Annotated in this window: 12 protein-coding genes and 1 riboswitch; of the genes, 9 read left to right on the top strand and 3 right to left on the bottom strand. The window is 49.7% G+C overall.

Going from position 1 to position 15,010, the window contains the following annotated elements; translation table 11 throughout:
* The first annotated feature begins 19 nt into the window (after positions 1-19).
* From FHS77_RS04510 to FHS77_RS04525, 4 genes are all read left to right on the top strand, one after another.
* The gene (locus FHS77_RS04510; RefSeq protein WP_184220686.1) at positions 20-472 is read left to right on the top strand and encodes a hypothetical protein; all 453 of its coding nucleotides are present in this window, start codon (positions 20-22) and stop codon (positions 470-472) included.
* Between the two features lie 319 nt (positions 473-791).
* Positions 792-2,216 (top strand): phosphomannomutase, encoded by a 1,425-nt coding sequence (locus tag FHS77_RS04515; protein ID WP_184220689.1) that lies wholly within the window; start codon positions 792-794, stop codon positions 2,214-2,216.
* Between the two features lie 4 nt (positions 2,217-2,220).
* Positions 2,221-3,636 (top strand): mannose-1-phosphate guanylyltransferase/mannose-6-phosphate isomerase, encoded by a 1,416-nt coding sequence (locus tag FHS77_RS04520; protein ID WP_184220692.1) that lies wholly within the window; start codon positions 2,221-2,223, stop codon positions 3,634-3,636.
* A gap of 99 nt (positions 3,637-3,735) precedes the next feature.
* On the top strand, positions 3,736-4,875 hold the full coding sequence (locus tag FHS77_RS04525) for a Gfo/Idh/MocA family oxidoreductase (protein WP_184220695.1): 1,140 nt from the start codon (positions 3,736-3,738) through the stop codon (positions 4,873-4,875).
* On the opposite strand, the gene FHS77_RS04530 is transcribed toward FHS77_RS04525, so the two are convergent.
* Positions 4,872-5,918: a Gfo/Idh/MocA family protein gene (locus tag FHS77_RS04530; RefSeq protein WP_184220698.1), complete on the bottom strand. Its 1,047-nt coding sequence runs from the start codon at positions 5,916-5,918 to the stop codon at positions 4,872-4,874. The genes FHS77_RS04525 and FHS77_RS04530 overlap by 4 nt on opposite strands.
* 351 nt (positions 5,919-6,269) lie before the next feature.
* Between FHS77_RS04530 and FHS77_RS04535 the strand changes: the two genes are divergently transcribed.
* Both FHS77_RS04535 and FHS77_RS04540 read left to right on the top strand, forming a co-directional pair.
* Positions 6,270-7,886, top strand: a complete 1,617-nt coding sequence (locus tag FHS77_RS04535) for a Ppx/GppA phosphatase family protein (RefSeq protein ID WP_184220701.1) — start codon at positions 6,270-6,272, stop codon at positions 7,884-7,886.
* Positions 7,883-8,608, top strand: coding sequence for an RlmE family RNA methyltransferase (locus tag FHS77_RS04540; RefSeq protein WP_184220704.1), 726 nt, complete (start codon positions 7,883-7,885; stop codon positions 8,606-8,608). Before FHS77_RS04535 ends, FHS77_RS04540 begins: the two co-directional genes overlap by 4 nt.
* 64 nt (positions 8,609-8,672) lie before the next feature.
* Here FHS77_RS04540 and FHS77_RS04545 read toward each other — a convergent pair whose 3' ends face one another.
* Positions 8,673-10,058 carry a DHA2 family efflux MFS transporter permease subunit gene (locus FHS77_RS04545; RefSeq protein WP_184220707.1) on the bottom strand — a complete coding sequence of 462 codons (1,386 nt, stop codon included), beginning with the start codon at positions 10,056-10,058 and terminating at the stop codon, positions 8,673-8,675.
* A gap of 902 nt (positions 10,059-10,960) precedes the next feature.
* A riboswitch (FMN riboswitch) is annotated at positions 10,961-11,121 on the top strand.
* A gap of 90 nt (positions 11,122-11,211) precedes the next feature.
* Here FHS77_RS04545 and FHS77_RS04550 point away from each other — a divergent pair.
* On the top strand, positions 11,212-11,691 hold the full coding sequence (locus FHS77_RS04550) for a 6,7-dimethyl-8-ribityllumazine synthase (protein ID WP_184220710.1): 480 nt from the start codon (positions 11,212-11,214) through the stop codon (positions 11,689-11,691).
* A 50-nt stretch (positions 11,692-11,741) separates the two neighbouring features.
* On the opposite strand, the gene fdhD is transcribed toward FHS77_RS04550, so the two are convergent.
* On the bottom strand, positions 11,742-12,551 hold the full coding sequence (gene fdhD / locus FHS77_RS04555; protein ID WP_184220713.1) for a formate dehydrogenase accessory sulfurtransferase FdhD: 810 nt from the start codon (positions 12,549-12,551) through the stop codon (positions 11,742-11,744).
* 113 nt (positions 12,552-12,664) lie between these two features.
* Here fdhD and FHS77_RS04560 point away from each other — a divergent pair, with 113 nt between their 5' ends.
* Both FHS77_RS04560 and mutL read left to right on the top strand, forming a co-directional pair.
* Positions 12,665-13,009: a protein tyrosine phosphatase family protein gene (locus FHS77_RS04560; RefSeq protein WP_184220716.1), complete on the top strand. Its 345-nt coding sequence runs from the start codon at positions 12,665-12,667 to the stop codon at positions 13,007-13,009.
* A 21-nt stretch (positions 13,010-13,030) separates the two neighbouring features.
* Positions 13,031-14,935, top strand: coding sequence for a DNA mismatch repair endonuclease MutL (mutL, locus tag FHS77_RS04565; RefSeq protein WP_184220719.1), 1,905 nt, complete (start codon positions 13,031-13,033; stop codon positions 14,933-14,935).
* The last annotated feature ends 75 nt before the right edge of the window (positions 14,936-15,010 follow it).

Raw genomic sequence — 15,010 nt, forward strand, 5'->3', positions numbered from 1 at the left:
TGCTTCGACAAGGGCACCCATGATGAAACGGTTTGCATTCGCGATAACAGGTCTGACTACCATCATCATCCTATCGGGTTGCAGCACCGTAACGCTTCTCTGGAAACCCGGAGTGTCGATAAGTCAAAAACAATATGACTATGATGAGTGCACGATCGAGGCAATGCGCGAAGTACCTGTTGATCAGGTTACAAATTACACTCCGGGTTATTACAACCCTGGCACAACGCAATGCCGCCAAATCGGCGATAAGGTTGCATGCTATCAGGTTGGGGAAGTCAGCATCCCCGGTAACATCAGCACATACGACAAAAACCAGGCTTTGCGCAGCAGAGTACGTGACCGCTGCCTGGCCGCCAAAGGCTATCAGCAAAAAGAAGTGCCAGTTTGCACCAGCGCTCAACAAAAGGCCGAAGCGGCCAAAGCAACATCAATTGATCAGGTCAAATGCGGCGTCAGGGAACTGAACTAAAGGGCGGGATAAGACTGCTTAAGACATACAGTCGGGCTGGATGTGCGAATCAAATTTCCATAAAAACTAATAAAAAAATGATAAGCGGCCAGCCCAAGCTTCATTGCAATCTGCACAAGCAAAGCCCGATGCATTATTAGAAAATAAAATTATCTGCACATACTGCAGAGCCTGCACATATTGTAGAAAATGATTTTCCTTATGGCAGCAGCGGCATTTACACTTAATCTTCACCAAATTATCACCCTATTCAGATGTCTATAGCTTTCCAAGCAGGGGCAAATAATCTAGCCTGCTGTTAAACTTATCAGGTATGGGCATGACAACGCATTCATTAAAATTTGGTACAAGCGGATTACGAGGTCTGGCAAGCGAACTTTGCGGCAAACCAGCCTATGATTATACGCTCGCATTTCTAAAAGCCATGAATGATCGCCAGCCGATTAAGGCCAAAGCAAAGGTCTTTGTAGGGCAAGATTTGCGCCCATCCAGCCCGCAGATTGCGCAATATTGTCTGGCCGCCATTCAGGATATGGGGTTTACGCCCGTTGACTGCGGCTTGCTGCCCACACCAGCACTAAGCTTTTATGCTATGCGCCAACATGCGCCCTGCATCATGATTACCGGCAGCCATATACCAGATGACCGCAATGGTTTGAAATTTTACCGACCTGACGGTGAAATCGACAAGCATGATGAGCAGGCAATCGCGCAGCATTACAAACAAGTTGAAGCAAGCACCCACGCACATCAATTGAGCGATGCGGTAAAAGATACACAGGCACTTGCAGCCTATCGCGACCGGTATCTGAATATTTTTCAGAAGAACACTTTTAAAGATCTTTCGGTCGGCGTTTATCAGCACACTTCTGTTGCCCGTGATCTTATCATCGATATTTTGCATGGCTTAGGCGCTAAAGTCACAGCCCTTGGCCGCGCTGATAAATTTGTGCCGGTTGATACGGAAGCATTACGTCCCGAAGATATCAGCCTTCTCAAACAATGGGCAAAAGCCAATTCATTTGATCTGATTGTCTCAACAGATGGTGATGCCGACCGCCCGCTAATTGCTGATGAAAATGGTGATTTTATCCGCGGCGACTTGCTGGGCGCCATCACGGCCTCATGGCTTAATAGTGATCAGATTGTCGTGCCGGTGACAGCCAATTCTGCACTGGATAACCGGTTCAACACAAGCCGCACCAGGGTCGGCTCGCCCTATGTCATTCAAGGTATGGAACAAGCCATTCAGCATGGCGCGAAATCCGTGCTTGGCTTTGAAGCAAATGGCGGCGTGTTGCTCGGCAGCGATGTGCATTTTGAGAAAGCCATGCTGACGGCTCTGCCAACGCGTGATGCCTTACTGCCAATGCTCGCCTGCATGAGCCAGATAACAGCTTTACATCAGCCATTATCGGCTATTGCAGCACAGTTTGAGTTCCGTCACGCTTTGAGTGATCGCTTGCAAGATGTGCCGCATGAAAAAAGTGGCGCTTTTATTCAGCGCCTGTCCACACAAGATGCGAGTTTGATGAAAGCTCTCAAACCATTTGGCACCATCCAGCAAATGGACGAAACAGACGGTATCCGTCTTATCTTTACTGATGGCAGCACATTACATTACCGTGCTTCCGGCAATGCGCCAGAGCTTCGATGCTATGCGGAAGCCAGTGACGCACACCATGCACAACACATTCTGCAACAAGGTTTAAATCTTGCAGACCATGAAACAAAAGGCGTTTGATAAAATGAGTTTCGTTCCTGTTATCATCAGTGGTGGTGTTGGCTCGCGTTTATGGCCGCTATCGCGCGATGCGCATCCAAAGCCTTTTATTGATCTGCCGCAAGGTGGCACGCTGATCGGGCGCACCTATGAGCGCGCATCAGCTCTGCAAGGTGTCAAGGAAATCATCACGGTGACAAATCGTGATTTTCTGTTCCTCACCCTTGATGCTTATGGCAATTCCAAAGCAAAATCCGAAGGCGATATTTTCCTGCTGGAGCCGCAGGGACGTGACACTGCCGCTGCAGTAGCGCTTGCTACTCTTCACGCAAAATCTGCTTTTGGCGACGATACAACCCTGCTTATCCTGCCATCCGACCACCTGATCCAAGATCAGGAGGCATTCAGCAAAGGTGTGGAACAGGCTAAAAAGCTTGCTGCTACAGGACGCATCATAACATTCGGCATTGTGCCGGAAAGCCCTGAAACCGGTTTTGGCTATTTAGAAACCGATCAGGAAAATGTGCTGCGCTTTGTGGAAAAGCCGGATGAAGCAACTGCACGTTCTTATGTGGAAAGCGGTCGCTATTTCTGGAACTCCGGCATGTTCTGTTTCCAAGCGGATGCAATGATTGCCGCCATGCGCGAACATTGCCCTGATGTTTTAAAAGGTGCTGAGGCAGCGCTTGCAAAGGCGCGTAGCGGCCACCAAGGCGGCGCAGAAACTTTTGAAATTGACAAAGAGCTTTTCGCCGCGACACCTGCCATTTCCATTGACTATGCAGTGATGGAAAAACAGCAAAATATCGCCTGCGTACCGCTTGATTGCGGCTGGTCAGACATTGGCTCATGGTCAGCCATGGCCGAGCTTGTTGAGCCGGATCAGGATGGCAACCGCGTCAATGGTGAAGCCGTGCTTGAAAATACCCATGGCAGCTTTGTCTATTCAGAAGACCGTCTGGTCAGCCTGATTGGCGTTGATGATTTGCTGGTGGTTGATACAGCCGATGCCCTGCTTGTCACCCATAAAGATAATGCCCAGCAAGTGCGTAATGTCTATAACCGTCTGAAGAAGCAAGGCCATGAAGCGGCACAATTGCACCGCACTGCACATCGCCCTTGGGGCAGCTACACAATTTTGGAAGAAGGCGACAATTTCAAAATCAAGCGCATTGTGGTTAAGCCCGGCCGCCGCCTGAGCTTGCAATCGCATCATCATCGCTCTGAACATTGGATCGTCGTTTCCGGCACTGCTAAAGTGACCAATGGTGACGATGAGATTTTGCTGACCACCAACCAGTCCACTTATATTCCATGCGGCCATAAACACCGTTTGGAAAATCCGGGCATTCTGCCGCTTGTGCTTATTGAAGTACAAAGCGGTGAATATCTGGGCGAAGATGATATCGTCCGCTTTGACGATATGTATGGACGCAGTTGAACTATGCGATAATTTTTTAACTTGATGCACTGCTTTCATCGTGAAAGGCAGTGCATCAAGAAATCATTACATCACGGACGCAAATTTTGGAGATAATGCGTGAATATTGCATTTGTAGGCACCGGCTTTGTGGCTGATTATTATATGACAAGTCTGGCCAATTATCCTCAGCTGGTGCTTGTAGGTGCTTATGATCATAATGCAAAGCGCCTCAACGAGTTTTGCCATTATTACAAAGTCAAAGCGTTTTCTTCATTCAAAGAGATTCTCGCGGATTTAAGCATTGATATTGTCGTCAACCTGACCACACCGGAAAACCATTTTCATATTTCATCAGCCGCACTCAATGCTGGCAAGCACGTCTATAGTGAAAAGCCACTGGCAATGGAATTTAATGATGCTGCCAAACTTGTGGAGTTAGCAAAGACAAAAAATCTGATCCTTGCAGCTGCTCCCGCCAATGCATTGAGTGATGCGCATAAGCTCGTTCAGCAGAACCTGCAAAAAATCGGCCAGCCGCGCCTTGTCTATGCCGAGATGGAAGACGGCCCTGTATTTCGCGATAAATGGGCGACATGGAAATCACGTTCCGGTGCGCCTTGGCCCGGCTTGCATGAATTTGAAATTGGCTGCACATTGGAACATGCTGGCTATGCACTTTCCTGGCTTGTTTCGCTTTTTGGCCCTGTCAAAACAGTCAATGCCTTTGCCGCTATCAGCTTTCCCGATAAAGGTGAAGGTACAGAACATATTCAAATGGCGCCGGATTTTACCGTAGGCTGCCTGCAATTTCATTCCGGCACCATCGCGCGTGTTACCTGCGGCCTTGCTATGCCACGTGATCGCTCTTTAACCATTGTAGGGGATCATGGTTCGATAACAGTTGATGACTTATGGGATGAGCGCTCCCATATACGTCTTGAAAAACTGGGCGAAAAGCGTTCCTTCATGCAGCGCGTGCTCAATCAAATTGAGCCTCGCTTTGGGAAGTTTATCAATTTTCGTCCTGCTCCGGGTAAGCGTTTGAGCTATCCAAAACAAACAAAGGACGTAAAATTACCTGCTTTCCCGTCGCAAATCGACTTTGCCCGCGGCATCGCTGATATGGAGCGTGCTATATCTATTGGCACTAAACCATTCTTTTCAGCCGATGTGGCCCTGCACATCACCGAAGTGGCACTGGCACTTAACAATGCCAATAATCACAGCCAGCCTTATCAGGTGCAAAGCCGTTTTTAACCAGCTTTCACGGCTGGTTTCGACAGAACAGATTGGATGATTGCAGCTACTGCCTGTGTGTCTTCCAGCGGCATCACCTGTGACTGGTTTTGCTGTGAACGCACAGCTTGCATCACTGCCTCAGCCTGAAACTGCAAGCCGTGCCCTGCAAAATCATAAAACTCCACCCGTCGACCGGGGAGATTCAGGCGGTTTAAAATTTTACGGAAAAAATGCGATTTATTCAGCCAGCAATTCAACCAATATTTTTGCCCCTTCGCGGAGTAAATCACCAATCTCTTCGCTTTTAAAAACGGCGCATCAATTTCGATAGCACCCTTGTTGCCCATAATTAAAAAGCGATTTTTACCGTCACGATCAAAGCCACAGCCAAGCTTCGCCTCAGCTCTTGGATAGATAAGTGTAAACTGACTGCGCATATCGCAGCCCGTTTGCGCCGCAAACCATTGCCCGCGCGTTTGTTCAGGCAGACCTAACAAATAAAGCGTCAGCGACAATGGATAAACGCCTAAGTCAAAGCCTGCGCCTCCACCCAAATCCGGATTGAAAAAACGACTATCGTGATCAAATGGCTTCAAGTAAGAAAGATCGGCTTCAACAAGCTGCACCTCACCAATAGTACCAGCATGAATATGCTGTTTTAACGCAGTGATTGCGGGCAAAAAGCGACTCCACATGCCTTCCATTGCAAAGCTGGATGTTTGTGCATTCGCGGCAATAATTTGATCAATATCACTTACACGCAAGCCCATCGGCTTTTCTGTCAGCACCGGCTTTCCGGCTGCAATGGCCTGCAATGTATAAGATATATGGGTATTATTAGGCGTTGCTATGTAAACGGCGTCGATGTCCGCGTCCTGCAACAGGAGGCTAAAATCATCATAAGTTGTACTGATTGAATAAAGCGCTCCAAATCGCTTCGCCTTTTCCATGTCCCGTGAGCAAACGGCCTTTATCTGCATGGTTTGCGTCGATGCAATATCGGCACAAAAGTTTTGTGCAATGGCTCCGGTTCCCACCACACCCCATGCAAATTTCTTCATATTTAATGCCCCGCCAAGAGAAAACGCCACAAGCTGTACAGGTTTTCGGCCAGCTTAGCTTTCAAACATGATTTTATACACAGTTCAGCATGAAGCCAAATGAATTTGCCAAGCCTTTACTTCCGGCGTTTCAAGCTGTTTGCACAGGCCTCAACGCTTAATATCAAAGAAAACAAAAATCATACCCTTGGTAATTGAGCAAAGCACTGCTACATTAAGGGCAACACATGTATAGAAAGCGCCCTGCTTGCGTCCTTCACCGGTTCGCGCGGCGCCAAAAGGACTAAGACCTTGAAAAAGCCCAGCCAGCACGGTGTAAAACCGGCAAAGAGTGGGGCGTCAGGCAATAATATGAGTGAAAACTACACTCGTATTGTCGCTACAAACGGCAAACGGTCTGAGAACCGCGCAGCCTCAACCGGATCAACTCCGCCGCAGGAGAAAAACGATTCGGGGCGCTCCGAAAGGGAGAAGAATACTCCCTTACCGCTGCGGACAAATGCTGATCAGCCTGCAATGGCAGAGCAGAGAAAACGTGCGCGCCGTCGTAAACGCGGCAAAAGCGCCACTCAGAAAAATAATACGTTTTCTGAAAACCTGACCAATCAGCCTTCGCTTGCCGAGCAAAAAGCGGCGGATGCCAACAAAGCCAAATTATCCAAGCGCAAAAGACGTTCACGGCGCAAAAAAACAACAGCACCAAGCGCAACTCTGCAAGCAGCGCCAGCAACAAGCAGCAATCAGCAGCCAAACAATAGTGCTGCCGCTGAGCAACGCAATGCTGCTAGCAGGCCGAGCACAGGGCAAGGTTCAAACGGCTATCGCAGTTTAACGCGCGCGCAAGCGGCTGCATCAAACGCAAAAGCAAATAACGCAAAGCTTGCCAATGATAAAATGTCATTGGCACAACAAGCACTGCGCAATCCGGCATATCGGGCGCATAGCCATGAAACACCGCTTTATGCAGCGCTTGATCTTGGCACAAATAACTGCCGCTTGCTGGTTGCCTCGCCAACCCGCCCCGGACAGTTTCGGGTGGTCGACGCATTCTCGCGCATTGTGCGCTTAGGCGAAGGCTTGAGCACAACCGGCCGCTTGAATGAACAGGCAATGGATCGCGCAGTAGAAGCGTTAAAGGTATGTAGCGATAAGCTGATCGCTCGCAATGTGAAACGCTCTCGCCTCATTGCGACGGAAGCCTGCCGCTCGGCTGAGAATGGCGAACTGTTCTTGGAACGTGTACGTACTGAAGTGGGGCTTGAACTGGAGATCGTTGATCGCCAGACCGAAGCCCGCCTCGCAGTTTCGGGTTGCGGCACCTTGGTGGCGCGCGAAACCGATGCGATTGTGCTGTTTGACATTGGTGGCGGCTCTTCCGAGATCGCACTGATTGATGTCTCTAAGCGCCGTTCCCCGCGTTTGGCAGAGCATATTATTGCTTGGACGTCCCTGCCGGTGGGGGTTGTTACTCTGGCAGAACGCTTTGGTGGCCGTGATGTGACACCGGAAAGTTTTTCGGCTATGGTCGGACATGTCAGCGAATTGCTAAGCAATTTTCAGGAACGTCACCAATTGGGGCGGCTGGCGCAAAGCACACGTTTTCACCTGCTTGGCACGTCCGGCACGGTGACCACGCTTGCAGGCATTCATTTGGGCCTTGAGCGCTATGATCGGCGCCGCGTTGATGGTATGTGGATGGGTGCAGACGAAGTAACCCACATGACAGACACTCTTCTATCATGGGGCTTTGACAAACGGGTTGCTAATCCTTGCATTGGCGCTGATCGCGCCGATCTGGTATTGGCAGGATGCGCAATTTTGGATGCGATACGCAATGTATGGCCAAGCGAAAAACTGCTGGTCGCGGATCGCGGATTGCGCGAAGGTATTTTGACGGAACTGATGTCACGCGATGGAGCCTGGCGTCACTTTAAGCCTAACGGGCATAAGAACAGGCAATATTCATGAGTACTAAAGGAAGCGGTAAACCAGGGGGTGCGAATACCGGAGGGCGCGGCGGTGCAGGCACACGCGTCATGCATACACGCGTCAAGAAAAAAGCCGGCACGATTAAAGAATCGTCACGCCGCTGGCTTGAGCGTCACCTCAACGATCCTTACGTGCATAAATCCAAAGCTGACGGCTATCGCTCACGCGCGGCCTATAAGCTGATTGAGATTGATGAGCGTTACAACATTTTGAAAAAAGGCCAGAAGATCATCGATCTGGGCGCGGCACCCGGCGGCTGGTCACAAATCGCGGCCAAAATTGTTGGCTCCACAGACGAAAATCCGCAAGTGGTCGGCATCGACTTTTTGGAAGTTGATCCGCTTTCAGGTGTAATTTTGTTGCAGATGGATTTTCTGGAAGATGAAGCGCCTGCAAAACTGATGGAAGCATTGGGCGATAAGCCTGATCTGGTCATTTCTGACATGGCAGCACCAACCACAGGCCACCGCCGCACCGACCATTTGCGCACCGCGCATCTGTGTGAAGTGGCGGCAGATTTTGCGATTTCTGTCTTGAAACCGGGCGGGCACTTCCTGACCAAGACATTCCAGGGCGGTACCGAAAACGAATTGCTGGCCTTGCTGAAGCAGAAATTCCGCTCTGTTCATCACGTCAAGCCACCGGCATCGCGTGCTGAATCTGTCGAGCTTTATCTGCTCGCGCGTGATTTTAAAGGCTAATTCAAAATCAAACGACCTTTAAAAAAGCCTGACTGTAACCATTCAGTCAGGCTTTTTTGCATCATCATTTTTGACGGGGCTTTCTGCCCGAAAGCTGATGTCCCGCATCAGGATCAAGCCTGATGAAGCTGAAAAATGCCAATCCTGAAATGATTGCGATAATAAAGAAGCCGATATGGAAATCGCTTAACTGCAATTCATGCCCTTGGAGCAGCGTACTCACTTCCAAGATCGCACCTGCAATTGCTACACCAATCGCCAATGACACCTGTTGCGCCACTGCGGTAATTGGTGTCGCCTGACTGGTTTTGTCATTGGGAATTTCCGCATAACCCAGCGTATTGACACCTGTAAATAACAATGAGCGACCAACACCGCCAATCAGCAGTGCCATGAAAATAATCCAGTAAGGTGTTTCAGGCGTGAAAAAACCATTAAGTGCAATTGATCCGGCAGAAATCAATGCACAAAACGCCAGTGAATTGCGGAAACCAAAGCGCGCGAACATCGAACGCGCACCAAACTTCATCGTCACTGCGCCGATAGCTGAGGTGAAAGTCAGCATCCCTGACTGAAATGGTGTAAGCCCAAATCCGACCTGAAACATCAGTGGCAATAAAAACGGTACAGCACCAACGCCAAGGCGGAATATGCTGCCGCCCACAACAGAGGTTCTGAAAACTTTATTATTAAACAAGGAGAGATCCAGCAAAGGATTTAGCCTGTGTCTGGCATGTCTTATATAAAGAACACTCGATACGATACCGAGAAACAATGTTCCAAGCCCCACAAAGGGCGGCAAAGCCGGAAGACTAACTACCGACAATCCGAACACCACCCCTGCCATACCAAGTCCTGATAGCGCGAAGCCTGTCCAATCCAGTTTACGATTGATCAGATCATCCGTATCCGGCAAGTATTTTCCTGCAAACCAGATCCCCAGAATACCAATTGGCACATTAATGATGAAAATCCAATGCCAGGTAAAATAGGTGGTAATAAAACCACCAATAGGCGGACCTGCCAGCGGCCCGATCATAGCAGGGATTGAAAGCCACGCCATCGCAGACACAAGCTCATTGCGCGGGGTCAAACGAATAATCAATAAACGCCCGACAGGTGTCATCATCGCGCCGCCCATGCCTTGCAACGAGCGCGCCAATACAAAGGTTGTCAGCGAGTTGGATATGGCGCAAGCTAATGAGCCGACCACAAAAACTGCAATAGCAGCACGGAACACACGCTTTGCGCCAAAGCGGTCCGCCATCCACCCGCTCACCGGAATGAAAACAGCCAATGACACCAGATAACCGGTGAGTGCCAGTTTCAGTGCAATCGGGCTGGTTCCAAGATCGTCTGCAATTGCTGGCAGCGAGGTGGAGATTACATTCGAATCCATATTCTCCATGAAAAGAGCAACAGCAAGAACAAGAGGCACTGACCGGTTCACGGCAATAAATCCATGTTTCCTCAAAGTTTGAGGCATTCAAATTTAATTATCAGTTACAGGAAATTTCCGTATTTACGGCTCTCTGTCTTGATGGCTTGGCTTAGTTTAATCAAGAAAACACCAAATGACAGCTTAAAGTTGATAAAAAATTGGTGACAAAAAAGCGCTCCCACGTTTGAAAACATTGCACTTTCCGACGCCACAAAACTCACCAAGTGTTACAGTCATTCACAAATGTCATTTCAAGGGTTGCGCCACAAGTTACACGCTGTTACATTATGTGAAGACAATATTTTTATGACTTTCCTGAATAAAACCGGGGATATTTTCAGGGCGAGAGAAAGGAATATAGCATGAGCGATCTCACAAGAACCGCAGTTCTCTATTCTATGATGATTATCAGCCTGAATACTGCATTGGCTATTGCAGTCATGGGTTTTGATCTCCTGAACTAACAATAGATGCGGCACAAAATTTAATTGACGTTTTGCAATTAACTGATGATGAGCGCCTTAGCTGATGCACCGGAGCCACAGTCATTCGAAACATCTGGTAAATTGGTTTGCGTTAAGAAGATTTTAATCTCCTGCACCCGAAACTGAAACAAAGGTGGCAAGTTTCAACGAGATAAGCTTCCTTTAAGAATCGGCTGATAGTTTTGGTCCGCACCTTAGTCTTGAAACTAAGGCTGAACAGTTTTCTTGCCCTCCAGGCACATTTGAGAAAGAGCGCTTCATTGGCAATAGTGAAGCGCTCTTTCTTGTTTCTCAGCCTGCTACAACCGGTTTCACGCTATAGGCTTTGTTTGCAGCGCCTTAGCCTGCCCTTTGCTGATTGCAGTCAGCTCTGGACAAACGGATTTTCAAAACCTACATTTATTGCGGTCACACAATCCCGTGTGGTCATGTTCTCGGGGCGGGGTGAAATTCCCCACCGGCGGTATGAAGTTTGATAGTTCAAACTTTGAGCCCGCGAGCGCTTAAATCTGCAATTCAGGTTTAAGGTCAGCAGATCCGGTGCGATGCCGGAGCCGACGGTATAGTCCGGATGGAAGAGAGCGAAAGAAGACTTGGAATCTGAACGTCCCGACGGGTGACGCGCGGGTTATTAAGTATTTTTTTGTACGCCCTGTTTCTAGTTTCGTGAGGAACCTATGACACAGAGCTATCCGAACACAAAAGCTTTCAAAGTTGCATTCATTCAGGCACGCTGGCATGCCGATATTGTCGATGAAGCACGTAAAAGCTTTATCGAAGAAATTGCCAAGCTTTCCGGCAATAAAGTTGATGTCGAAATTTTCGATGTACCGGGCGCTTATGAAATTCCGCTGATGGCCAAAACACTGGCTGAAACCGGACGCTATGCAGTAATTGCCGGTTGCGCTTTCGTGATCGACGGCGGTATTTACCGCCATGATTTTGTTGCGACCGCTGTGATCAACGGCATGATGCAGGTGCAGTTGGAAACCAATGTGCCGGTATTGAGCGTTTCGCTCACCCCGCATCATTATCACAACAGCGAAGAGCACCACCAGTTCTTCCACGCTCATTTCAAAATAAAAGGCGTAGAAGCAGCCCATGCTGCCATGCAGATTGTAACCGAGCGTGAACGCATCAAAGCACTGACTGCATAATCACGTTTCTGAGCAATAAAAAATGGCGGGGTATTGATGCTCCGCCATTATTATAGGTGCAGCACGCGCTCCGCATGGGTGTAAATATCAAACTCCTGCCCCCGCACCAAAGCTACCAAAGTAAGCCCTGCTTTATCCGCTGTTTCGATGGCCAGCTGTGTGGGTGCAGAAATTGCGGCCAGTAAAGGCACACCGATGATAGCCGCCTTTTGCACCATCTCCACCGATAGCCGGCTGGTCACCGCCACTATGCCTTGGCCTGCGCCATAGGAGCAGCGCAATAAAGCGCCAGCCAGTTTGTCCAAAGCATTGTGACGCCCGACATCCTCGCGCACGCAGACAACACCCTGTTCGGGCAAATAAAATCCCGCACCATGCACCGCGCGCGTAGCGTCATTCAACTTTTGCTGACGTGCTAATAAAGCCATCGCGTCGATAATGTCTTTAGGCATAAACTGCGCATTAGCATCTTGCAGCTGCGGCACCGGACGCAACGCCTGTTCGATTGATTCAATCCCGCACAAACCGCAGCCAACCGGCCCCATCATATGGCGGCGGCGCGCATGAAACTGCGCCCTTGACTGTTCTTTCAATGTCACCTGCGCATCAAAACCACCATCAACCGCCACAATATTGATCGTTTCAATATCGCTGATCGTTTGAATGATACCTTCGGTCAATGCAAAGCCAATGGCAAAATCTTCCAAATCATCAGGCGTTGCCATCATAACTGCATGGGTTGTACCACCAAAGCTTACCGCGATCGCCACTTCTTCCGGCACCAGACGGTCCGAACTTAAAAAAATGCCATTACGATAAATTTGCTGCTGAACAAGCCGTGAAGATTTTTGATTAGTCATGGCTTCTCCCATTATTTTATCCCATATTAGACCTATATGGTTTACTTCAGGATTCTGAAGCCACCAGTTTTTATGTCCCACCGGACAATGATCAATAACCGCAGGGTAGCACAATGGACATTCGCCAAATCGACGAAATTTATTCAGTCACCGGCCAGATTTCACCTGATGATATACGTGATCTTGCCGCTCAGGGCTTTCAGATGGTGATCTGCCATCGCCCTGATGGTGAAGGTGGCGCAGATCAGCCAAATTTCGCGGAAATTGCCAAAGTAGCTGAAAAAGTCGGCATCGCAGCTGTGCATGTGCCTTTTTCCGGCGGTATGCTGACTCAGGAAGATGTTGACGCTATGGCAGAGGCACTTGCCAAAGCCGAAGGGCCTGTGCTTGGTTTTTGCCGCTCCGGTGCCCGTTCCGCCCAGATTTACAGCATCACCCGCGGCTTGCAGAACAATTAAGAAGAATCATTAAGTTTAAGAATGTCTATCAAACATCTCAACGAAACCATCATCAATCAGATCGCTGCAGGTGAAGTGATCGAGCGTCCGGCCAGCGTTATTAAAGAGCTGGTGGAAAATGCGATTGATGCGGGCGCTGACCGGATTGAAGTTGTCACCGCAGGTGGCGGCAAAACGCTGTTGCGCGTCACTGACAACGGTTCCGGCATTCCGCAAGATGAGTTGAGTCTGGCGATTTCGCGTCACTGCACATCAAAATTGCAGGATGATGTGCATGACATCCGCGCACTGGGCTTTCGTGGTGAGGCTTTGCCTTCCATCGGCTCGGTGGCGCGGCTGAGTTTGAAATCACGCGTCAAAACCGCCGATAGCGGCTTTGAAGTGAGTGTTGAAGGTGGCAATCTTAGCCCTACCCGCCCTGCGGCTTTAAATATCGGCACCATTGCCGAAGTGCGTGATCTTTTCTTTGCAACGCCCGCGCGATTGAAATTCATGAAAACGGATCGCGCCGAGGCAACCGCTATTACGGAAGTTATCAAGCGCATTGCTATTGCCTTTCCGCATATTCGCTTTTCTCTGGCCGGAACAGATCGCACGAGCCTGGAACTGCCAGCCACCGGCACTGGCAGCCAAGCTATGCTGGAGCGCATCTCGCAAATCTTAGGCAAGGAATTTGCCGAAAATGCTCTGGCTATTGATGCTGAACGTGATGGTGTGCGCCTTTCCGGCTTTATCGGCATTCCATCATTCAACCGCGGCAATGCCCAGCACCAATTTGCCTATGTGAATGGCCGCCCTGTGCGCGACAAGCAAATTTTTGGGGCGCTGCGTGGTGCCTTTATGGATGTGATTGCCCGTGACCGCCATCCGGTTGCCGTGCTGTTTTTAAATCTTGATCCGGCATTGGTGGATGTCAACGTGCATCCGGCCAAAGCCGATGTGCGCTTTCGTGATCCGGGTCTCGTGCGCGGGCTTATTGTCGGCTCCATCAAGCAAGTACTGGCCGAATCTGGTATCCGCGCCTCCACCAATGCAGCCACAAGCATGATGGAAGCCTTCAGAGCGCAAGGCTTGCAGCCTTCTTCTCACATGCCGCCACAGCAAGCTTCAGCCTATCGCCCGCAATTTGCAACTCGTGACTGGCAAGCGCATCAACCGCGTCAGGAGTGGTCGCCGGCAACAGCGCATCCGTCACACCGCCCGCTTAATCTTGATGAGAGCCAATCCGCTTTTGGCTCGATGCCAACCGGCATGAATGAGGCAGGACAATCGGTTTTTGCTGATATAAGCATCCCGACCGCCGATGCACGCGCCGGAATGACTGAGCCTGAAACAGAAATTATGGCCATGCCGCTGGGTGCTGCCCGTGCGCAGGTGCATGCCAATTATATTGTCGCCCAGACGGAAGACAGTCTGGTGATTGTCGATCAGCACGCAGCCCATGAGCGCCTTGTTTATGAGGCCTTGAAAACAGCCCTTCACTCCAAGCCAATGGCTGCACAAATGCTGCTTATTCCGGAAATTGTTGATCTGCCGGAAGAAGATGCCGACCGTTTAACCGCCCATAGTGAAACATTGGCGCGCTTTGGTTTAGGTGTTGAGTCCTTTGGCCCTGGTGCCGTGGCCGTGCGTGAAACCCCTGCAATGCTGGGGGAAATGAATGTTCCGCAGCTTATTCGTGATCTCTCCGATGAAATTGCCGAGCACGATACCGCCAACGGCTTGCAGGAAATGCTTGATCATGTGGCCGCAACTATGGCCTGTCATGGTTCTGTGCGCTCCGGCCGCCGCTTGAAACAACAGGAAATGGATGCTTTGTTGCGCCAGATGGAAGCAACTCCTGGCTCCGGCACCTGCAATCATGGCCGGCCAACCTATATTGAACTGAAACTCAGCGACATCGAACGCTTGTTCGGCCGTCGTTAAACAAGAGCATGCCTGCCAAAAGTGACGAGCGATTTTGGAATAAAGACATGCGTAAACTAAAATGTTAGAGCGATC

The organism is Paenochrobactrum gallinarii (assembly GCF_014205685.1).
Taxonomy (GTDB): Bacteria; Pseudomonadota; Alphaproteobacteria; order Rhizobiales; family Rhizobiaceae; genus Paenochrobactrum; species Paenochrobactrum gallinarii.